The organism is Pelagicoccus sp. SDUM812002 (genome assembly GCF_031127835.1).
In the GTDB taxonomy this organism is placed as follows: Bacteria; Verrucomicrobiota; Verrucomicrobiia; order Opitutales; family Opitutaceae; genus Pelagicoccus.
Genome location: NZ_JARXHX010000017.1, coordinates 19,679 through 41,967, shown reverse-complemented (window position 1 = coordinate 41,967; position 22,289 = coordinate 19,679). Strand labels below are relative to the sequence as shown.

Genomic DNA, 22,289 nt, shown 5'->3' with positions numbered 1-22,289 from the left:
TCGGCGTTCAGCTTGTTATCCGGACAGTTTCGACGGCTGCAGGTTGGGCTACTCCTCATTATAAGACGGAGTCATTCGTGAGGGCGGCGTTGCGGTTTACGGATTACTGTAAAACAGTAAATGGGTAGATGAAAATGATGCGAATGGGATAGCTTTTGGTACGGTCAGACACTCTTTGTTTCGTTGGAAGCGAGCAATCCATCACCATGGACCAACATTTATTACCGAAGAAAGTGGGCATTCACCTTCATGGCAACTGTCCCTTTTGATTTACCAGACTCGCTCTCAGGATACGCTTAGTGGCTGCCTAAACCCCTACCAACACCTCTAAAAAACGCCTTATGAAACTACTAAGATTGTCGCTGCCCTTGTGCAGCGTATTTGCGCTCTCGGGATTGAATGCCCAAGACGCTGCCTCGGATGACGAGGATATATTCGAGCTATCGCCTTTCGAGGTAGATGGATCGCAGGATGTCGGATACCTATCAACCTCCTCGCTCGCCGGAACTCGTTTGAGCACTAACATGCGTGACATCGCGGCTTCGGTTTCTATTCTTAACGAAGCTTTTCTGGATGATACGGGGTCGAACACGATTGGCGACGCGCTCTTGTTCACTCCTAATACTGAAGTCTCTGGGCTTGGCGGTAACTTTTCTGGCTACCAGTCCTCTGCAGGCAATCAGATTCCTGAAGGGGAAACCGACCGGCCGCAAGGCGGAAACACTCGTGTCCGTGGCCTCGCGTCGGCTGATCTGACGCGTAACTATTTTAACACCGAGGTACCGTTCGACACTTATAACACCGAGCGAATCGAAGTGCAACGAGGGGCGAATTCGGCTCTTTTTGGTATCGGTAGTCCAGGTGGCATCGTTAACAATACGACATTGCGAGCGGGCTTGAACGAAAATTTTGGTCGTGTTCGTCTCGAGACTGACGAACACGGTACTCAGAGAGCGTCCTTCCGTCACAATCAGGTGATCATTCAGGACAAGCTCGCTATTCGGGTAGCAGGTCTTGTCGAGGATCGGAAGTACGAACAGCAAGAAGCGTTTCTCGAAGACGAGCGAATTTATTTGTCATTAGCTTGGAAGATCAACGATCACTTCCGCGCTTATGGCAGCATTGAGTCTGGCGCACGTCATGGTGCAAATCCTGACCCAACACCTCCAAATGACGGTATCACTCCGTGGATCGAGATGGGCAAGCCGATCTCCACGGGTGGTGCTGACGGCTCCGATTTATGGCGCGGCACTGGGGACTTCGTACCAGGCGTTCCCAACAACGGGTTCTTGGATTTAGCTGGCCCCGGTTCATCCAGCGGCTTCGTAAGCTATTTCGATACGACGAATCCAGCGCCATTCTTTGGAGGCAATACCTTCGTGCGAGCGAACCGGGGAGCACCCGGCGGCACGGTTACGGGAGAGATGATGCTCTTCCAGCCACGTACTCGCGAAAACATCATTCGTACAACGGGGTATTATCCTGATGGTACTCCTGTGGAAGCTGGCACTTCTAACTTCTATGTTGCTGGAAATGTCGCCACTCAGATTACCGATACGAGTATCTTCGATTACAGAAAACACCTCTACACCGGTGGGGCACACTCTCAGGATTCCGATTGGAGAATATTGGAAGGCTCGATTGAGGGGTCTTGGTTTGACCATCAACTTGGATTCGAACTGGCGATGTTCAAGCAGGAGCAATTCTCAAAGTCGTCGAACCCTCTTCAAGGATTGAGCCAACGCACGATTTATATAGATCCTAATATGTACCTGCTCGATACGGTGGACGGCACTCCGGGCGGAGCGTTAGTGCCGAATCCGCATTTTGGCAAGCCGGTTATTGGCGGCTGGTGGCAAGGTAACAACCTGTCAGCTGATCGCGATTCAACTCGTTTAACTGGTTACGGCGAAATCCGCTTTGAAGACTTCATGGACGAAGGGCTGGTTTCCCGTCTCCTTGGCCGACTAAAGGTAACCGGAGTGCTGCAAGAGCGAGAGCTACGCGACTCTGAGTCTTATGGTCGCTACAAAATAGATCCAGCCTCAGTCATGGCGGCGATCCAAGGCGATACTGCCTTGAGTTCGGCTACCATTCGTACTGGTAGCATCTTCGCACTGCCGCACAATACAAACATCGATTACCTCGGCATCACCTCGCTCGACGATTTGAAGGGTGCCAACATCGGTGCCGTACCCTTCGGGCAGGAGCGCGATCGCCCTTATTCTGGTACATGGACTTCTTGGTCTCAAAAAGCTGGAGCCTTCGTCGATTTTGACGCTAGAACCTACACCTTGGATGACGGTAACAACTACCCAGCATCTTTCTACGCTGGTAAAGGTTTAGAAACGCTGGATTCGAAGGTGGTAGTTGCACAGCAGTACCTATGGGACAATGCGCTCGTCTTGATGGGAACCTGGCGTAATGATAAATTGAGCAGTGAGTCGATCAGCGCTCCAGGAGGAGTGGGCATTACTTCAGACGGAGACAGGGTCTACGATCCAACCTTCGTTGCGGGTCCTCTTGCCGAGAATCTGACAGAAGACGCTGACGAGGACACTACCTCATGGAGCGCCACGCTCCACCTACGTGAACTTCTCGGTGGCGACGTGCCAAACCTCTCTTTCTACATGACCGAGTCTGACAACTTCCAGCCAAGTAGTGGTCGTGTGAATATCTACAACGAGCAGATTGACCCGGTTACTGGATCGACCGAAGAAATGGGTGTCATCTTTTCTGGCTTCGATGGCAAGGTCTCTGTCCGTTTGAATAAATATGAGACAGGCATCCTAAATAATAGCTTCGATGCAGGTGGCGTTTCCTCAAGCGAGGGAATTCTTAGAAACCTCGTAGAGCAGCTCGATAATCCGGATAACATAGCTCAAGGTTTCACGGCAGCTGATGCTCAAGCGGTACTTCCTCCACAAGGCGTTCTCGATATGAATGGGTTCTCTCCGAATTGGACAGCGTTCACGGCGTCGATGGATCGCAACTCGAACGATAACGGCACTCAAGACTACACGGCCAAGGGTTACGAGCTAGAGCTCGCTATTAATCCGAATCCGCGTTGGACGAACATGATCGGTGTGGCCAAGCAGCAGACTGTTCTATCGAACATCTATCCAGTCCTACGAAATTACGCTGCAGACTTCGTAAAGCCAAATTGGGTTGATAGCTCGTTCGCGCAGAACTTTTACATCGACGATCTTAGTACTAAAACGCTCGCGCAATTAGCTCAAGAATCGATCCTCACGCCCGTTGCAAAGGCTCTTACTCAAGAAGGTATTCCCTCTATCGAGCAAAGAGAGTGGAGGTTTAACTTCAACACAAGTTACGCCTTCGATCGTGACAGTGGTTCCATCCCTGACTTCCTCGGTAGGTTTACCCTTGGTGGTGGCTATCGTTGGGAAGACGAAGCTGGTATTGGTTTTGGGGTTTCCGAAAATGAATTCGGTGACATGGCATTCGACACATCAAAGCCATTCTACGCCGGTTCGCAAGACTACGTCGATCTGTTCTTCCGTTCTGAATACGTTCTTAACAATGACAGGAGTTTTTCTGTCCAGTTGAACATCAAGGACCTATTCGACAATGACGATCTCGTGCCAACCTATGCTAACCCAGATGGTAGCATGACTTACCGTTTCTTGAGAGGTCGCCTCACGACTCTTTCGGCAACGTACGAATGGTAAATTTGATACTAGTTAAATTAGTTATTTTGTTCTAGCGAAGAGGCCCTCATGTGGGGGGCCTCTTTTGTGTGGTATGTAATCGATTACATAGATGTATTATAGTCCGTATACTAACCGGATTGAAGATTGGTTTTTGGGGATTGTAGAGATAGATATATTATGACCGAAAAATATGATAAGGACGAGGCTCGTGGCTTCGGGATTTCTAATGCAGCTCAGCGGCTTCGTAACTATGGTTGGATCGCCCGTCGATCAATCAAGACCTTGTCCGGATGGTTTCTGCGTATAGGTGACTTTGAACACAAATATGCCTTGTCTTACCACCTTTACGACAATTCCGAACACGTGACATGGATTCGCAATCGCCTAGGTGAGATGCGGGGCGGTAACCCGAACGCGAACATCCAACCGCGGCTGCGGGAATTGTGTGATATCGTTATGCTCGCTCCGGCCGATACTGATTTTTTCGCTGGATACTACGGAGTCTTACAGGCAGAGGTTATCAAATCGATTAAAGCTGACCTCAAGGAGTTTGATCGTTCTGCAAACGCGAACGAGATTCGGCTACTCCGGCGTGTGTTAAAAGACTTGGAGGATCAGCAAGCATGGTTCCTGAGCCTCGGTTTGGATGTAGAGAATAACGAATGGGCCAAGGAAATTAAGGCTCTCATAGAATCGATGGGAGGCTTGCACGGCGAGTTGCCGCATGGCGAGCCGTATACGATTACCAACTACCAACCTTTCGTTCGTCCTGAGCGAATCCATTTTGACTCCAGGATAACGGTCGGTCCGCTTTGCTCCTACGAAGAGCGAGAAAAGATGGACGCCGGGCAAGCAACAATTGAGCAGTTTAAGGTTTTCTTTAACGAGTTTTATGCGGCGGCCCTCTTGGCGAGTATTCTCTATGACGCGGCCGATAGCGACTATCCGTGGGAAATGTCAGCAGACTTTAGCCGTCATTTTTGGGATGAGGCCCGGCACAGCGAGTTTGGTTGCATTCGCCTCCGCGAACTCGGTTGCGAACCCGATCGCGTGAACCCTGTGCTCTTCGACGAATCGCAAGGGCTGCCTTTGCTTCATCGCATCGCTTACCTGACGCGTGGTCTTGAGGCCTACTTCATGCCACGCAAAGGGAAACGTGTGAAGGACTACGAGAAAGTAGGGGATATCCGCAGCCAGCTTTTTGCCGATCAGGATTGGTCGGACGAGATCAATCACGTCCGCTATGGAAGCCGCTGGACGGACTTTCTTTTAGATGATGATCATCGTGATCTCGATGATATCGTCGAAGAGGTGAAAGCCCACCTCAGCACGGTTAGGGGCAAGCCCGTCTCCACTATCGACGCTCCGTTTTAGAAACTAAGGTTGGCTGGTCTCGGTTGGTAAGCCATAGCGCTCGAGGATAAGGCCGATCACTCCGAACTGGTCGGTGAGTAGGCCCTCGTAGCCGCAGGGGCGATCGTCCCAGTAGCGCCAATCGAGACCGCTCTTGCATCCCCCGAAGACTTCCGCTGCCGCGAGTCCTTGGCTGAGTTCCTGGAGCAGTACGTCTGCCTTCTGGCGGAGGCCGACTGCGTAGAGGCCGCGCAAGAAATGGCGAGCTTGGGCGTGGGTGCGGCCGCCGTTCTGATAATAGCCGAAGGGGTAGCCTTGTATGATGTCGGAGAGATCTTCGTCGGGGATTGATCGCAAGTTTCCCGGCAGACCTAAGCGGGCGGTCGGCATGCCTACAGCTTTCGCTTCCGCGAGTAAGTTTTGCAGGATGGATTTTGCGGTATCCAGTTCTATGAGACCGGCTGCGATGGCGGCTCCGTTCGCTGCCAGAAAGGCGTGATCATGGAGTTTACCTTCCTTGCAAACCCAGCCGGCCAGCCAGCCGGTTTCCAGGTTGAAGAACGTGTTGAAGTAGGACGCGTGTATCTGGGTCTTCCATGTTTCGACGGGCTCGCACCAATGCGCCAGAACTGATCCCGGCAAGGCTTGGGCGAGGTGGTTTAGAGCTTCGTAGAGCAGGGCGTTGCTGAAGGCGTCCTTCCAGCCGTAGGAGATCACGTCGTACCAGCAAGTGCTCCACTGTCGAGAGCCGGACGTCCCGGTGCGAAAGGGGCTTTCGATCAGCCCATCGCCGTCCAGGTCGCGCACCTGCATTTCGCGGATCTTTTGCTCGATTTCTTTGCTGAAGCGCTCGATCCACGCGGGCGTGGCTGCCTTGTGCAAGTATTCGGCGAGCCCGAGCAGCGTGGCCGTTCCGGTCATGAGGTATTCGTCCTCTCCGGAGTGTAGGGATCCTTCTTGCTTGAGGTTTCCGCCTGCGTAACCCGGGCCACCGGTGAGCCAACGCTCCAGGGAAAGGCGCAGCAGATCCTCGCTGCGTAAGCCTGGCAGCAGCTCGCCCATGCTCAGGCACTGGCATGCCCACGTATCCATGGAAATGGGACAGTGCATGGATGCTCCGTTGTTACTGAGCGTGGCGGTATCGGGGCGAAAGTTGAGACCGGTGAATCCGGCTTGCACGATGGCAGCACGCGCGGCTTTGGGAGCTTCGGGCGAGAGGGCGAAGGCCGGACGCGTTACTTCGAAAGTCCAGCTCGCTTCATGGGTACCCGGTTCCAAAAGCCAATCGCCTTCTTCGCAGGGGACTTCACCGGCCTTCAACTCCAGTTCAATCCGATCGCGAGGGCGTAATACCTCCAAGCGAGCTTTGGCTTTGCCTGCTGCACAAATGGCTAGGCTTCCGTTGGCAGGTGCGTGCAGGATGGCCGGGCTTTCAAAGCTACCGGTTTGTCCGCACGTGTCCACGAGGGCGATGATTTGGCTGGCGGCGGCGGGGGCGTGGAAGCTCATCCGCCAAGCAGCGCTGTGCCAAGCTCGCTGTGGGCGTTGCGATTCGCGTTTGATCTTTAAGTGGAGCTTTTCGGGCAGAACCGTCCATTCAAGCCGATAGCTTTGTCCGCAGCGTTCGTTGTGCAGTTGGTAGACGATGGTGTTCGCTTCGACGGAAACCGTGCCAGTGAAGCGGAAACGGACAGCGGGATCTGCCACAGGTATGTCGCCAAGCGGTGAAAGCATAGCTCCTTGGTGGAAGGAGCCGGGGCCGACTTGTAGGAGGTTGGTATCCGTTTTGCTCTTACCTGTCTGGTCGATGCCTAAGTAGGAGAATCCGGTACGGCTGAGATAGAAGCCGATTTCGAGGGTGTCGGACTTATAACGGATTTGGCCGTTGCTCTGGATTGCTTGCAGGCCTTCGGGTAGTGCAGAAAGGTCGATGTTAGAAGTTTCGATGAGCGCCTCGTTGCGCGGGGCAATTGGATCGTGTAGCTTCCCTTCGACTACGAAGGCTTGTGCGGCGAGATTCCAGGGCGTCCACCAGTCGTCGATACCACAACGGCGGATTTCTAAAATGAGTCCGTAGGTTTTGAGTTCGCCCAAATCGACCCACTTGAACGCCTTGTTCGCTTGTTGTGGTAGGTCGCGCAGGTAGTGGAGCTCTCTCCACTCGCTGTGAGGCGTGTCCAATGTTAGGATACGCAGATCGACGATCCAGTCGTCCTCCTGATGGCTGCCGCATTTGTGATAGCCAGGAGCGTTGCGGAAGCCGATGCGTTCGACAGTGGCTCTACCGGTCGGGGTGAAAGCGCGGCAGTGGATGATGCGCTGCGCGGGGGCATCGCTTTCGCCCGTTTTGGGGGCAGTCCAGACCGAGCGACACTCGGAGAGCGTTCGGAAGGAAAAGAGATCCCCCATGGGCGGATCTAGATCAGCGGTATCGAGTAGGTTAGCGGATTGGAGCATGCGAAGAGCGGCCTAAATGGAGCCGCCCCTCCGAGTGTATCAAAGGGGCGGAGTTTATAACTTATTTGATTCTTAGCAGTTAATTCCGGGCACGCGCCACATGTAGTCGGGGTCGACGAAGGGCTCGTCCTCTTCGCGTCCCTCCATGAGGGCGATCTTCTTTTCGAGGAGCTCCTCGAGGTTGGACCCGTAGATGAAAGTGGTTTCGCCCACGGCTGATTCGATCATCCAATCAGTGGTCGCGGTGCGCACATGTTCGAGAAGCGCGGCTGCGTTGGCCTTTTCGTCGAGCACGGTGAGCTTGGTTAACTCGCGGAAATCGGCCTTGGCCTTATCGTCCGTCGCTTCCATGTAGCCGTGCACGCCTTCGACCCAAGCAGCCACGTTGCGCTGAGTGCGGAACCAGTTCTTCATGGGGATGAAGCGCTCGAGCAGGGTGGTCCAAGCCTTTTGGCGTTCGGAGCCTTCTGGTGAGCGATTGCGGGCGTTACGGGCGAGCTCGATGGCTTGCTCGATAGCCGGGAAGACGTTGTCGCTGATGGCGTGGCGGCACTTGTTTCCGTATTCGGGGGTACAGAAGTCGAAGTTGACCTCGCGGCGGAAGTCGACGCGTACGCGGTTGTTGGCGTGGCCGAGATGGAAGTCTTCGTAGAAGGCGCGCTCCTCTTCGGTGAGGGCCTCGAAATTCGGAACGAACGGACGAACGAGGATGCGGTACCAAGTGCTCCAGAAGGAGAGTACGCTCACAGGAGGCGGGTAGCTGCGATAGGCTTCGTCGACGAGCAGCCATGCCCGGACGAGCAGATCGGCATCTTCTTCTCCAATCCAGCGGACGGCGGCCCGCTTGAGCACTGTTTCCAATGGCAGGTCTGGATCCGCCTGAAAGGCGCGCAGGACTTCCTGGTTGATGTTGTAGGACGCCAGCGACTCGGGAATGGTACCGGTCATGTTGGCCACGTAATCGACGCCTTGGGTCCGCAGGTCGCGCAGCTTTTCCCACATGAGCTTCGGGTAAGGAACTGCCTTGATCGGCTCGAGGTTCCAGAAGGCGCCGGAGTTGATGTAGACGTGTACGTTGGAGCCTTTGGCCTCGATGGCGTCCATGTGTTTGCGCTCCTTTTCGTGGAACTGGTTAAAGAGGCCGGTGAACATGAAGTCGTCTGCCCACTCGTATTTAGGATGTTGATACCCGCCTTCGAATCCTTTGGTGTCGAGGGTGCTGGTCTCGAACTCGAGGCCCGGCTCGAGGTTGGCTCTCAAGTGATCTTGTTCCGCGTAGAAAACTTCGTTCTTGAGGATGCAACGGAAGTCGGGATTCACCTTTCGTCCTGCGGTGCGCAGGGTTTTCATGAAACGGAGAATGTTATTGGCTGCTGCTTCCACGATCTCGTTTTCGTCTTTCCACTCGCGAATCTCGTAGCCGCCGCCATTGCGTCCGACGTAGAGGGAGGCGGTGTACTCGAAGCCAGCTCCGCTGTCGTTTGACCAGATGGACATGAAGTCGATGTTCGGCGCGGCTCGCATGATCTTCTCCAGCATTTCCTGGTAGTGGTCGAGGACGACGGGGTGCGAGGTGCAAAGGTTGTAGCGGGGGCGGAAGCTGCGCAATGGGTGGTCGACGCGGGCTCCGCGCAGCATGGGGTAGCGCTCGAGGAGCTTGTCCGATACGGAGCGCGGCTCGAAGCAGACGAGACCGGCACGAAGGCCGTATTTTTCGGCGAGCTTGGCGGAGCGGACGAGCTTGTTAAGGTTGGCCTGCAAGTAGTGGTAGGGGTAGATGCCTTTGTTGAGCTTGCTGTAGACAAATTGGTCGAGCGCGGCGCAGTAGGTGTAGAATAAATACAGGAGCTCGCCGGGTGCGTTTTCTTCGGCGGGGAAGGTGGTGGCGAGACCATTGACCTCGACGTGGGTGAAGCCCATCTGAGCCATCTCGCGAATGTGGTCTTCGGGATCGAAGTCCTTCGCCGTGCGAGCGTGGTTGTTGAGTAGGGAGTCGTAAGAGGTGCGGAGGTTTTTGAAGGTTGCTTGCCTGACTTCGCCCGCCTCCAAGTCGCTCACTAAGCGGTCGCCGAAGTCGTGAATGAGCTGATAGGCGAGCCGGTAAATAAACCAGGTGTGGGATGCGTAAAGCTCGATTCCTGTCTTCTCGTTGGCCCGGATGTACATCCACTGCTCTTTGCCTTGCGAATCGACGTTGCGGCTCTTGGCCTCCTCTGGAGAGAGGACGCCGATGGTGATGCCGTTGTTTGCTCCAGAGCCGTTCTGCAGGACGGTGGCGTCCGGGACGCTTTCTTTGATGAGAGCAGCAGCTGTATTTTCCACCTCGATGGAGTCGTGGAGGATGCAGATTTCGCTAGAGCGTTGGAGGAGTTCGGAAAGTGTCATTTTTGAGTATGCCTCGTTCGGGCTTTTAGTTCTGGAAGTGACCCCGCTTTGAAGTCGAGGACCCCTATCCGACTAGAGAGGGCAGGTGGAATCGAGAGGGTTTTGAGTTTACGATAAAGTCTGGAACTGGCTCGGCTGCGCGCCTTCGCGGTTCCTCTACGTCAAGGTTTCCAGGCCGAGCGCCTCGGAAAGCTCTTCGGGCGTAAAACCCGTGCCGAAGGGGAGGTGGTGCAAGTGGGCGGTCGGGATTTCGCCGCAATGGATTTGTAGGCAGGCTGAGCCGTCGATCGCGCTTTGGAAGAGTTCAGGATGCCGTTCCGCCAGCAGGCTTTGCACTGCGGTTGGAAAGGGGGACAAGCCATAGAAGTAGTGGTGCCCGTTTCGTTCGACACTGGCGTTGCCGAGCAGGGATTGCAGGGTGAGGTCCTGCAAAACGGCCACGGGCCCGATGTTACAAAGATCTTCGCCGCTCATCATCAGGTGTGTATCTGAAGTTTGGTTACGGTGCTCAATGAGGCAACGGTTGGCGATGCCCTTGAAGACGCCTTTGCAATTCTTGTGGCTCACGCCCCGGTACCCGCAGGCGAGGGCTCGTCGAAACGTTTCTGGACCGTCGTCGGACTCGTCAATGATGACAGGCGGCGTCTCGTTGCCGTCGGGGAGTTGTCCGATCTCGCTGCTCGAAAGGGCGGCGCTTCGGGAAAGCGGCTGTTCGATGAAGAGGACGTTCTCGAGCAAGGGATGGAGTTCGGGGCTAGCTCGAGCCTGAGCCCAGAAAGCGGCGAACTGGGGCCAATCTGAAAATTGTTCGTTGCCGTCGAGCGACAGGGCGTAGCCCTGAGGGCAGAGGCGCTCGAAGATTTTGGCAAGGGCTCGTAGGCGGGCGAGGTCGTCGTCGAGCCGACCGTTGATTTTAACTTTAAACTGGGTGAGCCCGTAGTGTTCGATCGCGGCTTCCAGCGATTGCGGAAGCGGGTCGGCAACCCGGTTATCGGCTGCGATGTCTCGTTCTTCAAGGGGGTCGCCGAAACCGACCGTATGCCGCGCTTGGATACGCGGGAGCGGTGTTTTGGGAAGCAGGTCAACCGGTGATAGTCCATAAAGCTCGGGGTGCAGCGTTCCAAGCTCAAGGGTGAGCTTTTTGTGGGAGATAAGCTTGCAGAGGGGCTTTTGGTGAAAGCGAGCGAAGGCGTCGAGTAGTGCCCGTTCGACGAAGGTTGTGCCGAAGTTGGCGAGCAAGGGGGGAATCCCTTTTTGCTCAGCCCACTCGAGTTGCAATCGATGAAGCTGATCCCAAAAGGCGAACGGGGTTTCCGTTTCGAGCTCTTGGGCAGCTTCAATAGCGTGCAGCAGGACAGACTTCATCTCCTGGATCTCGGAGTCTGGCGATTGATCGGGATCTTTTTTGAACCAGCGAGGTGGCAGTAGGTCGGAGGCCATACCCCAGCGGGTCTCCGCAATACCGTCGCCGAACTGGAACTTGAGGAAGACGAAGGCGATGGGAAGATTCCTCATGGTCGCAATCCCGTAGCGAAAAGGCATGCGTGTCCGGATGGGAAAAAAGTGGATACGTTGGTCTATGAGTCGAATCATGTACGAGGGTCGGATTTTTTTCCTGATTAGGCCTTGCCGAGGTAGGTTGTTGGGAGGGCGATTTCGCGAACGCTTTGATCTTCGAGGCTGACTGCCAAGGCTCGGGCATCGGGGCGGGAGGTGACGATCTTTACCCGTTCGCTACCGAGGTAGTGAGCGGCGGCTCCGTCGTCGAGGGCGAGGCCGCTACAGATGTTTCCGGTTTTGAGCAGCTCGTGGTAGGAGCTTTGCCGCTGGGTTTCTCCGTCGTAGTGGGGGGAGCAGGATCCAGGCAAGAGACCGAGGCAGTCGATGGCGGAGAGGCTGCCGGTGGAATCGGTATGGCCTTGTTCGAACCAGCAAATAGTGCCGGCGCTGAGTCCAGCTAAAATGACGCCACGCTCCCAGGCGTCGCGCAGCAGGCGGTCCATGCCGCTGGCTTTCCAGATGGCGAGCATGTTGCGAGTATTGCCGCCTGTCACGTAGAGGGCGTCGCACGCTTCGATCTCGGCTGCGAGGTCGACAGGTTGGCGAAAGAGCGGGATGTGCTTGGGGCGGCAGGGAAGCGTGTTGAAGGCGCGGTAGAATCGGGAGATTAGCCAATCCGAGTCGCCGCTTGCGGTGGGCAGGAGTCCGATGGTGGGCTGCGGTTTTTCGCAGGCGGAGAGAACGTAAGCGTCGAGCAGCAGGTTATCGGGCTCCATCGAGAACCCACCTCCGCCCATGGCGATGATTTGCTTCTTTGACATGCTATGGTTTCGGTCTGGAAATTTCCGGTATGACCCGATTTTAAGGGATCGATTTTGAGGAAATCGGGTCCGGATGCGAGGGCTTCTTGGCTAAGTTTCGCGTTACTGTAAACCGGAAGTTTCTTTCAATTGCCGAGGTACCTGCTTCAGTTTGCGTAGATGGGGTTATCAATGAACAGGAAACGGTTTATCACGACAATTGCCGCGAGCGGCGCTGGAGCACTCGTGGGATCGAGCCTCCTCGGTAAATCCGATGCCGCGGCTCGCTTAGCCCCTTCTGGAAAGTGGGCCACGGATAACTGGGACCAAGTGCGCTCTCTCTTCCCGCTACGCTCAGAGGTAACCTATCTCAACACGGGCGGCCTCGGGCCTGCCTCCCAGCCGGCTCTGGACAGAGTGTTCGAGCAGAGCCAGACCCAAGCCCGAATTGGGGAGCATTATCACAAGCTGCTAGCTCCGGCGCGCGAGACCGCGGCGGCGTTTTTCGGGGTGAACTCCAGCGAAATCGCCTTCGTGCGAAATGCTTCAGAGGGCAACTCTGTGATATCGAGCGGACTGTCGTTGAAGAAGGGAGACGAGGTTGTATTCGAGTCGCACGCCCATCCGGGAGGTTCTTTCGCCTGGATGAATCGCCAGAAATTGGATGGCGTGAAGGTGAAGATTTTCGAGCCAAGCTCCGCGAGCTCCGAAGAAAATTTAGAGCGGCTCTTTGATCAAGTGACGGATCGCACGCGGGTGATTCAAGTGAGTCATATCACAGCGACCACGGGTTTGATTTTCGACATCCCGGCCATTGCCGCGGAAGCGAAACGACGTGGGATCTGGTTTCACGTCGACGGAGCGCAGAGTGCCGGGATGATCCCGGTAAACTTGAAAGAGCTCGGTTGCGATTCGTATGCGACCAGTGGGCACAAGTGGCTCAATGGTCCGATCGAGACGGGAATGGTTTATATTGCGGCAGAGCGGAACGACGAGGTCGCTTGCAGTCATATCGGAGCGTATTCCAATGACGAATACGAGCTGCCTTCGACGCTCACCTATGTGGATTCCGCTGTTCGTCACGAGTACGGTACTCGCAACGCGGCGAGTGTGGTTGGCTTGCAGACTGCCTTCGAATTGCAAAACCAGATTGGCCGCCAGAGGATCGCTGATCATGGAGCATCGCTCTCGCAGCTCGTGCTAGAGGAATTGAGCGAGGTCAAGGGACTGGAAATCTTGAGTCCGATCGACCCGGCGATGCGCAGTTCGATTTTAACCTTTCGCGTGCCCGGAGTTGATTGTGGTACAGTCTACAACGGCTTGTCGCGGGAGCATAAGTTCCGCACGCGCGTAGTTACGGAGCGAGGCCTCAATGGTGTCCGCGCTTCCTGGCATGTGTATCATCAAGAGACGGACGCTCGCCGGTATGCGGATGCGGTGCGCTCGGTTGTCGCGGGTCTTTAGGGCCTTCCGGTTTTTGCGCGGCCCTAGCTGGGGGCGGTTATTCGACCTCGACGATAAGGTCGATCTCGACGGCGGCATTGAGAGGGAGGGAACTGTAGCCGCAGGCGATGCGAGCATGGCGTCCCCGGTCTCCGAATACGTCGACAAGCAAGTCCGAGCAGCCGTTGATCACTTTCGAGTGCTCGGTGTAGTCCGGAGAGGCATTCACCATGCCGGACACTTTGACGATTCGCTTTACTTTGCCTAGTTCGCCAAGTTCGCCCTTGAGGGTTCCGATGAGAGCGATGGCGGTGAGGCGAGCGGCTTCGTAGCCTTCTTCGGTGGATAGGTCCTGTCCGAGCTTTCCGGTGACCAAGGAGCCGTCCTCGCCCTTGGGAAGGTGTCCGGCCAAGAAGATTAGATTGCCGGCGCGCACAGCGCTCACGTAATTGGCTACGGGGGCGTTGTTTTGGGCGAGCGTTATGTCGAGCTCTTGGAGGCGGCTTTCGGGGCTTGCCCCGTTTGTAGAGCCAACGAGGCAAGAGAGAGCGAGGCAGGCGGAAGCGAAGATACGTTTTTTCATGGCTGATGAATTTGGTGATGCCCAGCAGGCAGGTTTTCCAAGGTTGTTTTTTGTCGTTTTGGGTTAGGCCAGGTGATCTCGACTCGGGTTGCTTGGGTGGCCTGGTCGAGTCCGAAGTGGAGGATGAGTTCGTTCTGCTTACCCGCGTGGCCTCCGGGGCCGAGCAGCTGTCGCATTTGAGTGACCTCTGGGGTGGTAGGGTCGTTGTCGAGATCGGCTGTCAGGCGTACGATGGCGCCTAAGGCATCGCGGGTGACGCCTTTTGCGGGGTCGCCGCTTAGGTGAAGCGTCAGAGAATGTTTATGATCGGCGGCGGGGTTGAGGAAGAGGGTGGCGCGTCTTTGTGGGATGGCGTCTTCGGGGCTGTCCCATGCGAGGGCTCCGCTGGCGAGCGCGGCGGCTCGGCGTTTTTCGGATGTAAGCCGATTGAAACTTTGGCCGACGAGGAGGTCGAGGTCCCCGTCGAGGTCGACGTCTGCGATGGAGGGCATGCCGGCTCCGATGTGGTCGATGCCGAGCTCGGCGGTTTGGTCGGCGAAGCTGCCGTCGGTTTGTTGGATAAAGATGCGGAGTCTTTCTTCATAAGGCGGTTCGTCGGGATAGTCGGATGAACAAAGAATGAGATCGAGTTGACCGTCTTGGTCAAGGTCAGCGAGGGCGGCGAAGATGTCTCCCTGGTTTTGGCGAACGTGATGGTATTGCCATTTTTCACCGGCAGAGGGAGGGGGTGGCAAGCGGTCGACGGAGAGGTGCTGCGACTCTTCGAACGTGACGCTTCCGGATTGAGCAAGTTGGTTGACAAGGAAGCGAGAGTGGTCGGACGAGTCGCCCGCCCATGCGTGGAAAATAGTGCTGAAGAAGAGATCGAAGTCACCGTCGTTGTCGACGTCGCCGATGGCGACGTCGAAGGTGTTACCGTTCGCTCGAAAGGGTGGTTCGTCGGGTCGCATCGAGCGCGGTTTGTCGCGAGCCAGTTCTTCGGGCCACTTTTGGTGGCGACCGTGGCGGATCGAGTCGCCGTCAACGCCGACGCTGGGAGCGATGTCTCGACCTTTTAGATGGCGGACGAGGTGGGCAGGGAGCGCGGCGGATTCGCCGGGAGTATAGGAAGTGGTGGGATCGTCCGCGAGTTCACGAAGCGGCTGGCGTGTCTCCATTTTGTAGAGACGGTTCCAGCGTCGCCCGTAGTTGAGCTCGACGAGCATGGGAAGTCCGTCGTCGAGTCGGGCGAAGGCGGTGCCATAAGTGGGGCGTCCGCCGAGGTCCGTAGTGTAGTCGGTGGGCGTGGTTTCGTGGGGAAGTGGCCAGCGGACGAAGTCGGCTTGCCCTTCCGAATTCCTGTACTGGAGGAGCAGGTCGTTGGCGAAAGCTTCGTATCCAGAAAAGTAGCGTTCGTACCAATTGCCAATGAATAGGTCGGGCAGGCCGTCCTCATTGACGTCGCCTACTGCGATTGCGCAAGTGGTGGCGATGGTGGCGTCGCCTATAGCGACAGGCGGGCCGAAGCTGCCGTCACCGTTTCCAGGAAGCCAAGAGCTTTGTGTTGGCTCTTCAGAAGACGGAACGTAGTCGTCTTGGTAGAAATCGCGGTTGCGACCGATGATGGCATCCTGCGTACCGTCGTTGTTGATATCGGCGAAAGCGAGGATGTCGGTCTTGGATAGAGGAGGAAGCCTTGTATCCGTAATTTCGATATACTGGAATCCGAGGGAGTGCTCGCTCGTGGGTTGATTGAGGAAGACTCGCGGTGGTGATTCGAGGTCGAAGGGGAGTATAGCGACGTCAGGCCTTCGGTCATTGTTAAGATCGCCGAACTTCAAGCGGGAAGCTTGGATGCCGTCGATTCCTGCGCTGGCGGTGGCTCGGGTCCAAGCTGTGGAGCGGTTTGCAGCGCTGAACGCGTTTGACGCGAGGAGGACAGCGATCGGAATCGAGAGACGGGCGAAGGGAGGAGGCATTTGGGACAGCTGTACTAGGCTTGGAGCTGTACTAGGCTTGGTCTAGTTGCTTAATCGTTTCGAGGTAGATCTTCAGCCTGCGAAGCTCCTCGCGAGTGGATTCGAGCACGGGAAAGACGTGGGTTTCTATGGTGAGGAACGGCAGCTTTTGGTCTCTGATGACGGCTTGCAGTTGTCCGATCCAGTTGACGCCGCCATCGCCGACGAGACGGTTTTCCCACTTGTCGGGCGGGATGGGGATGCAGTCCTTGATGTGCATGTTTTGCAGGTGAGGAAGGACGCGTTCGTAGCCGATGGGATAGGGAACTTCGCCGGATGTGAGGGCGTTGGCGGGATCCCAGTTGATGCCGACGTGGTCCATGTCGATTTCTTCGACAATAGCGGCAGTGGCCGCTCCCGTGTCGCAGAAAGAGCCCGGCTCGTTTTCGATGGCGAGATTGAGATGGTAGCGTTTGACGATCTGAGCGGCCTCCTTGAGTAGTGAGATTGCTTCGGACCGTTCGGATCCGAGGCCTCGCATAAAACCGAAGACGATGATGGTGGGAGCCTTGAGGCGGACTGCCATTTCGCAACTTAGGGGAAGCGTCTCGTCGAGCTCCTTGCGGACGAGGGCGGGGTCGCTGAGGTCGATTTTGAAGACTCCGGGGGTGAGAGCGGTGACTTCGATGGCGCCGCTGTCGACCTGCTCTTGGAGAAACTGCTCGCGGCCGGGATTGAAGTAGGGGACGCGGTGTTCGTAGTCGTCGATACAGCGGATTTCGTACTTGCGGAAGCCCATGGCGGCTCCGTGTTCGAAGGCTTCTTTGATATCGAGTGAGATTTCGTCTGAGAGTATAGAAAATTCCATAGTTCGGATTTAGATTTAAAAAGAACGCAAGAATAGGAGCCAGCAGGCAGGCCGCTTTTCGGTAAAACAGGGGCTTGATTGAGAAAGCATCGGCGTCGTTTTGTGATACCGTCTTTTTACTGCGTAGTAACTCCCTTGAATCCTTGAGCCCGCTTTTTGTGATGAAGATTTATGGATCTCGCCGCTTTGTTGTCCTGCTGATGGTTGTCCTCGCTGTGCTAGGTTTTTTGGCGGCGGAGTCGAGGGCCGCGCCTAGAGCGGAGGATTGGCTGGGCAAGTGGGTTTTGATCGAAAACGAGAGCAGCAATCTTGATCTCTACGGAACGGTCTCGCTCGATTTCCGTTCGGTCGAGGCTGGAAAAGTATTGCTCGTGGAGACGTGGGGCGAAGGGCGCTCGCATGCGGAGACTCTGGATTTGGCATTGGGCGGTGCGGTCAACGAGGTGCCGATCGCGGCCAAGGTTTTTGCCAGCAACGTTTTTATGGGACTGCGGCGTGAGATCGGCGGAATGAGGCGGATCCGCGCGGGTTGGGAAAAGGAGTTTCAGGTTTTGGCGCTGCAAGAAAATGTTCCGATTCAGTCGTCGCAGGGGAAGCGGGATCTGAAGAGTCGTTCCACGATTTCCTTGGACGATACGGGGACGATCATGACTTGGACGATCTCTCGGCCGACGCGTCCTTCAGATCAGCCCTTGAGCTTTCGCCTAAAGAAGGAAGGGTATCGAGATTCCTTTTACATGGAGTTGGCGGATGATTGGAAAATCGAAAGCTTGTTGCCCGAGCAAGCGGCTTTGATCACGCTGCAAGGGGTGGTGAATCGGGAGGCGCCGTTGTTGTACTTCATCTATCCGGAGACTTGGGATTTTCGGTTTACGGACGAGATTCTCGATTTCTACAAAGAGAAGAAGCAGTTTACGTTTACGAAAATAGCTTCGCTGCGGCGGGCCTTGGCGGCCTTCGAGGGGAAGGTTCACAAGTACGTGGTTTGGGATCCGGAGGTGCGGACTTCGCTGATCGTAGCGTTTACGGTGGCGGGATTGGAGGATGCTATCGTGGTAACCGAAGATCTGATACCGCTCGTCGAGGAGTTCGGCCTGAAGCAGGTGGAGGACTTTCGGGGACGGTTTACGGGAATGAACGATTTCGAGATTTATACGTGGGCGTACAACGCGTATTGGGATCGCTGCAACAAGGACGCGATCGTGTGGATGGGCGGCGAGCATGGGAATCGCATGAAGCCCGGCGTGGCGGATTTCGGCATGTATCATCGCTGCTTTTTCACGGATCTTTCTACGGATGCGAAGGATCCGGCGGAAGCGGACGAGTATAAGCTCGCTGATAAGCTTTTTTCGGAGATGAACGAGATGGGGATGTGCTTTGGTTGGCACTCGTACAAGAAGGACAAGGAGCGTGACCACGTGAAGCTGGCGTCTTCGCATCTGATCCGTGTCTCGGGGCTGCACACCTTGCCGAATATGAGTTTCAATACGCAGGTGCCCTTGTCTCCAGGATTTGAATTCAAGAATAACCACAACGTGAAGGACGGCGTGCGTTACGTGCCAGAGAAGAAGGTGTACATCGCAGCGGTGCAGACGGATGCGCTGGGGATCGGGGCGTGGACGCGTCCGGGCCGTGGAGAGATTCCCTACGCTTGGCAGGTGACGCCGAACTGGCTTTGGATGGGGCCGTCGATCTTGGAAATGTTTTATGATCAAGGGACGCCAAACGACCTGTTTATCGGCGGTCTTTCTGGCCCGGGTTATATGTATTCCAAGGCGATCCCGCGCGATAAGCTGCCGATGGCGCTGCGGAAGTCGCGCGAGTATATGGAGACGCTTGATTTGAGTGTATTCGAAATCATGGACTATTCGGAGGGGGCTTCGGTCGAGGGAAATCCCGATTTGCCGCAATCGGTGGTGGATGTCTATTTCGAGGAGATGCCGGACGCGGTCGGCTTTTTGAACGGTTATGCGCCCGCTTATACCTTCGTGCACCAGGATGGTCGAGCGATGTTGTCCTACGATTATTATATGGCTCCCGGACGACCGGAAGCCGAGGTGCGAGCGGATTTGCTGGAGTTGGCGGCGATCAATGAGGTTCGGCCTTATTTCCTGCTTTTGCACGTGCGACAGTGGAGCGATATTTCGCGGGTAAAGGCGATTTTCGATAGCCTTGGCCCCGCTTTCGAAGTGGTGTCGCTCGACGTGTTCTTGAAGATGGCGGCGGAAGATCCGACTTTCGAGAATTACACGCGTCCGGAGGATTGGATGCCGGAGGAGTAGGGAGAGTTGAGCGCTTTTAAGCTCCCGTCTAGTCTAGTGATATCAAACAGTAAGGAATGGCGCTTTAAGCTCCCTCTGGAGAAAGTCCGCACAAAGTTCCGGGGGTGGTCAGAACGTTCACCGATGCCCCCTTTGATGAGCTTAGAGGGCAACTGGTCCTAGCCCTATCGCCCAATTTTACGAGGCTGAGCTTTGCAAATAGTCGGTAGATAACATTACAAATAGTCGGATTGACACTTTGCAAATAGTCGAAATAGTCGATTGCAATGAGCCGAGGCAAAGCGCCATCACTTCAACCGGAGGATTACTTCGAAAGAGGGCTGCAACCGAAGATTATCGAGGCGCTGAAGGATACCCCGGTGGTTTGCCTTCTAGGGCCGCGCCAGTGTGGAAAATCTACCCTTGCGGCCCGCCTAGAGCCGTCTCGTCTTTTTGTAAGCCTGGATGACGCTGCTTATCTCAAGCTTGCTCAGGAAGACCCGCAGGGCTTTCTCGCAGAACTTCCTGATGAGGTGACGATAGACGAAGTGCAACGGGCTCCAGGATTGACGCTAGCGATCAAGCGAAGTGTCGATCACGATCGCCGCCCAGGTCGCTATATTCTGACCGGTTCAGCCAATCTCCTGCAACTGCCGACCTTGGCGGACTCATTGGCAGGTCGCATGGAAACGCTCCAGTTGCATCCATTGACTGAGTCTGAGAAAGCGCGTAGCGAAGGGCTTTTCCTAAAAAAATGGCTGGCAGGTGAAATCCAGCCCAAAGTTGTAGGCAGTCAGGCACCTAAAAGTTCTACCTTGCCCGTCCGTTTACTCTTAGGCGGCTACCCGGAGGCCTGTCGTCGCAGCCTGTCGAGAGCCCAGGATTGGCTGCGGCAATACCTACAATCGATCATCGAGCGTGACATCCAGGATGTAGCCAAAGTGAAGGACAGCGCAGACCTTGCATCGCTGATGGAGCTATTGGCAGAGCGTACCGCTACGCTTTTGAACATCTCGGAATTGGCCGGCACCTTGAAGAGATCGCGGGCCACTGTTGAAAACCACCTAGCCATTCTGGAAAAACTCTTTCTCGTGCGCCGACTGCCGGCCTGGCATCAGAATGCCACCAAGCGGGCAGTTAGAACCCCAAAAATTCATTTGTGCGATAGTGGGTTGGCGGCCGCTCTGACTCACTTGGAAGCGGACGATTGGTTGACGGAACGCCCCCGGTTCGGGCATTTGCTCGAATCCTTCATCGTGCAGCAACTCATTGCTCAAGCGAGTTGGAGTCACCCGCAGCTTCGTTTCTGGCATTACCGCGACAAAGATAAGAATGAAGTCGATTGTGTCATAACCCGTGGGCAAAAAGTTTGGGGCGTGGAAGTCAAGCTGTCTCAATCGGTTTCGCTTGATGATGCTAAGGGGCTCCGCCGGCTCGCAGGTTATGCCAAAAACAGCTTTCAGTCGGGAGTGGTTTTCTACGATGGCCATGACATATTGACCTTGGGAGATCCGCGTTTCTTAGCTGTCCCCATTTCTATGCTCTGGGAACTCTAGCCGATGCTGGATGTTACCTCGGAGGCGAAAGCTCGCAGCAGCGCAGGGGGCGATTCTGGAGAAAGTCCGCTTATGGGCTTTTAAAGTTCGGGGAGCTGGAACGTTTACTGATACTCCCATTTCTTGTTTTGCCTACCAACTTGTTCCCCGATACCGGGGACGCTTTCGATGGCAACAGGCCGTTCAGAGCTGACCCTGTTCTTCCCTCTTATGTAGCCGTAACGGAGGTTGAGTGCGGGTGAAGCTAACGTTGGGAGTGTTGCGATCGATAGCGGTCGTAGGCTTGCGTGTTTTGGAATAGGGCGGAAATGCGAATCGGCTCTTTCTGAGTGGCGAGGACTTCGCTGACATTCAGGCGAACCTCTTCCTCGTAGTTGTGGAAAAGGTAGAGGTAGATGACTCCGTTTTTCGGGTCGTAGATATTTGAATACTGGGTGCCTCCCCATTGCTCGCTCTCTTGGTGCATGGCGTCGACCAGCTCCAGGCAGAACTCTTTTCCGTCCTCGATCAGGGCGTCGTCGTCGTCGAACATGGAGTAGGCCTTCAAGTAACGAGGGCAGCTTATCTGCTCGTGTGACTCGATGAGGGATTGGTAGAAGTTTGTGCAGATCTGGTGTTCGCCCGGCGCTTTTTCGACCACTTCGTCGCCCTCGACGATAAGCGTGGCTCCGGATTTGTCGGCGAATAGCAGCTGAGCGGATTCCAGGAAATCCAGTCGATATTCGAGAATCATCTCCTTGACCTCAGCCACGTTGGAGCAGCTGCCCATGACCTTTTTCATGAGCTTGGTCGAATCCATCTTCTTCTTACCTTTTTGGAGTTTCTGCTCCAGCGGCGGCATGGCGAATCCATCGAAGACCAAACCTGCCTCATTGATCCCTCCTTGCGGGAAGAAGTCCCCGAATCCGAAGAATACGCTGCCGTACTTGTTCTTTCCCTTCGGCTCCGTCCACATCCAAGTGTTGGGATTGGAATAGTCCTCGTTGTTGCCGATCCAAGTTTGGCCAGACTCGTCGACGAAACAGACCATGCTGCAGGCTGTCGCTTGTTGAAGGTGAAAGGGTGACAGAAAGCAGAGCGCGGAAAAGAGGAGGAAACGCTTCATTTTCGCTAGAGTATTGGATTTATGGTGACGGAGTCGGAGTTAGACAAGGTTAACTGCGACCCATTGGGGAGCCGGAAGTTCAATTCTACGCGAGCTTGTCGGGTAGGCCACCTCATAATTGGGGAATGCCTTTGGGTTGGACCATGGAATTTGTCTTCCGAGGTTTGAACTCTTTTCGACCTCTCCTCCGAATGTCAACAAGCACAGCCTGACTCCTTTTTGCTCTTTTCCTGCGAAAGCGAAGAGCTGCTGGATCGATTTATCGGTGAGTTGCTGAGAGTCGGATTTCCAGAGGGTTGCGAGGGTCATTTCAGCGGTCTCCGATTGGCTTGGTTGTTCGATAGTAGCATGTAAGTTTTTCTGTTTA

The 22,289-nt window shown here is 55.4% G+C and carries 14 protein-coding genes; 5 read left to right on the top strand and 9 right to left on the bottom strand.

Features of this window, described 5'->3' with window-relative positions:
• Positions 1-341 precede the first annotated feature (341 nt).
• Both QEH53_RS19130 and QEH53_RS19125 read left to right on the top strand, forming a co-directional pair.
• The gene (locus QEH53_RS19130) at positions 342-3,692 is read left to right on the top strand and encodes a TonB-dependent receptor plug domain-containing protein (protein WP_309024826.1); all 3,351 of its coding nucleotides are present in this window, start codon (positions 342-344) and stop codon (positions 3,690-3,692) included.
• Positions 3,693-3,851: 159 nt separating this feature from the next.
• Positions 3,852-5,048, top strand: coding sequence for a DUF455 family protein (locus QEH53_RS19125; RefSeq protein ID WP_309024825.1), 1,197 nt, complete (start codon positions 3,852-3,854; stop codon positions 5,046-5,048).
• A 3-nt stretch (positions 5,049-5,051) separates the two neighbouring features.
• Here the strand turns inward: QEH53_RS19125 and QEH53_RS19120 are convergent, their stop codons facing one another.
• The 4 genes from QEH53_RS19120 to QEH53_RS19105 form a co-directional block, all read right to left on the bottom strand.
• On the bottom strand, positions 5,052-7,484 hold the full coding sequence (locus QEH53_RS19120) for a hypothetical protein (protein WP_309024824.1): 2,433 nt from the start codon (positions 7,482-7,484) through the stop codon (positions 5,052-5,054).
• Between the two features lie 72 nt (positions 7,485-7,556).
• Complete coding sequence (locus QEH53_RS19115; RefSeq protein WP_309024823.1) at positions 7,557-9,869, bottom strand: hypothetical protein; 2,313 nt, start codon at positions 9,867-9,869, stop codon at positions 7,557-7,559.
• Between the two features lie 156 nt (positions 9,870-10,025).
• Positions 10,026-11,462, bottom strand: coding sequence for an enolase C-terminal domain-like protein (locus tag QEH53_RS19110; protein ID WP_309024822.1), 1,437 nt, complete (start codon positions 11,460-11,462; stop codon positions 10,026-10,028).
• A gap of 26 nt (positions 11,463-11,488) precedes the next feature.
• Positions 11,489-12,190, bottom strand: a complete 702-nt coding sequence (locus tag QEH53_RS19105) for a peptidase E (protein ID WP_309024821.1) — start codon at positions 12,188-12,190, stop codon at positions 11,489-11,491.
• A gap of 171 nt (positions 12,191-12,361) precedes the next feature.
• On the opposite strand from QEH53_RS19105, the gene QEH53_RS19100 reads away from it, so the two are divergent.
• The gene (locus QEH53_RS19100; RefSeq protein ID WP_309024820.1) at positions 12,362-13,633 is read left to right on the top strand and encodes an aminotransferase class V-fold PLP-dependent enzyme; all 1,272 of its coding nucleotides are present in this window, start codon (positions 12,362-12,364) and stop codon (positions 13,631-13,633) included.
• A gap of 37 nt (positions 13,634-13,670) precedes the next feature.
• Here QEH53_RS19100 and QEH53_RS19095 read toward each other — a convergent pair whose 3' ends face one another.
• Genes QEH53_RS19095 through QEH53_RS19085 form a run of 3 tightly spaced genes read right to left on the bottom strand, consistent with a single transcriptional unit; the run spans position 13,671 to position 17,000 of the window.
• A complete protein-coding gene (locus QEH53_RS19095; protein WP_309024819.1) occupies positions 13,671-14,195 on the bottom strand; it encodes a RidA family protein in 525 nt (174 codons plus the stop codon).
• The gene (locus QEH53_RS19090; RefSeq protein WP_309024818.1) at positions 14,192-16,153 is read right to left on the bottom strand and encodes a CRTAC1 family protein; all 1,962 of its coding nucleotides are present in this window, start codon (positions 16,151-16,153) and stop codon (positions 14,192-14,194) included. Before QEH53_RS19090 ends, QEH53_RS19095 begins: the two co-directional genes overlap by 4 nt.
• 31 nt (positions 16,154-16,184) lie before the next feature.
• Positions 16,185-17,000 carry a sugar phosphate isomerase/epimerase gene (locus tag QEH53_RS19085; RefSeq protein ID WP_309024817.1) on the bottom strand — a complete coding sequence of 272 codons (816 nt, stop codon included), beginning with the start codon at positions 16,998-17,000 and terminating at the stop codon, positions 16,185-16,187.
• 143 nt (positions 17,001-17,143) lie between these two features.
• On the opposite strand from QEH53_RS19085, the gene QEH53_RS19080 reads away from it, so the two are divergent.
• A complete protein-coding gene (locus QEH53_RS19080) occupies positions 17,144-19,282 on the top strand; it encodes a GxGYxYP domain-containing protein (RefSeq protein ID WP_309024816.1) in 2,139 nt (712 codons plus the stop codon).
• 266 nt (positions 19,283-19,548) lie between these two features.
• Positions 19,549-20,817, top strand: a complete 1,269-nt coding sequence (locus QEH53_RS19075; protein ID WP_309024815.1) for an ATP-binding protein — start codon at positions 19,549-19,551, stop codon at positions 20,815-20,817.
• Between the two features lie 244 nt (positions 20,818-21,061).
• Here the strand turns inward: QEH53_RS19075 and QEH53_RS19070 are convergent, their stop codons facing one another.
• Together QEH53_RS19070 and QEH53_RS19065 are read right to left on the bottom strand one after the other, a co-directional pair.
• Positions 21,062-21,922: a linear amide C-N hydrolase gene (locus QEH53_RS19070; RefSeq protein WP_309024814.1), complete on the bottom strand. Its 861-nt coding sequence runs from the start codon at positions 21,920-21,922 to the stop codon at positions 21,062-21,064.
• Between the two features lie 39 nt (positions 21,923-21,961).
• Positions 21,962-22,231: a hypothetical protein gene (locus tag QEH53_RS19065; protein WP_309024813.1), complete on the bottom strand. Its 270-nt coding sequence runs from the start codon at positions 22,229-22,231 to the stop codon at positions 21,962-21,964.
• Between the last annotated feature and the right edge of the window lie 58 nt (positions 22,232-22,289).

Excerpts from the sequence above, each read along its gene's own strand:
- QEH53_RS19130 (WP_309024826.1), top strand. The coding sequence starts at position 342 with ATGAAACTACTAAGATTGTCGCTGCCCTTGTGCAGCGTATTTGCGCTC.
- QEH53_RS19125 (WP_309024825.1), top strand. The coding sequence starts at position 3,852 with ATGACCGAAAAATATGATAAGGACGAGGCTCGTGGCTTCGGGATTTCT.
- QEH53_RS19120 (WP_309024824.1), bottom strand. The coding sequence starts at position 7,484 with ATGCTCCAATCCGCTAACCTACTCGATACCGCTGATCTAGATCCGCCC.
- QEH53_RS19115 (WP_309024823.1), bottom strand. The coding sequence starts at position 9,869 with ATGACACTTTCCGAACTCCTCCAACGCTCTAGCGAAATCTGCATCCTC.
- QEH53_RS19110 (WP_309024822.1), bottom strand. The coding sequence starts at position 11,462 with ATGATTCGACTCATAGACCAACGTATCCACTTTTTTCCCATCCGGACA.
- QEH53_RS19105 (WP_309024821.1), bottom strand. The coding sequence starts at position 12,190 with ATGTCAAAGAAGCAAATCATCGCCATGGGCGGAGGTGGGTTCTCGATG.
- QEH53_RS19100 (WP_309024820.1), top strand. The coding sequence starts at position 12,362 with ATGAACAGGAAACGGTTTATCACGACAATTGCCGCGAGCGGCGCTGGA.
- QEH53_RS19095 (WP_309024819.1), bottom strand. The coding sequence starts at position 14,195 with ATGAAAAAACGTATCTTCGCTTCCGCCTGCCTCGCTCTCTCTTGCCTC.
- QEH53_RS19090 (WP_309024818.1), bottom strand. The coding sequence starts at position 16,153 with ATGCCTCCTCCCTTCGCCCGTCTCTCGATTCCGATCGCTGTCCTCCTC.
- QEH53_RS19085 (WP_309024817.1), bottom strand. The coding sequence starts at position 17,000 with ATGGAATTTTCTATACTCTCAGACGAAATCTCACTCGATATCAAAGAA.
- QEH53_RS19075 (WP_309024815.1), top strand. The coding sequence starts at position 19,549 with ATGAGCCGAGGCAAAGCGCCATCACTTCAACCGGAGGATTACTTCGAA.
- QEH53_RS19070 (WP_309024814.1), bottom strand. The coding sequence starts at position 21,922 with ATGAAGCGTTTCCTCCTCTTTTCCGCGCTCTGCTTTCTGTCACCCTTT.
- QEH53_RS19065 (WP_309024813.1), bottom strand. The coding sequence starts at position 22,231 with ATGACCCTCGCAACCCTCTGGAAATCCGACTCTCAGCAACTCACCGAT.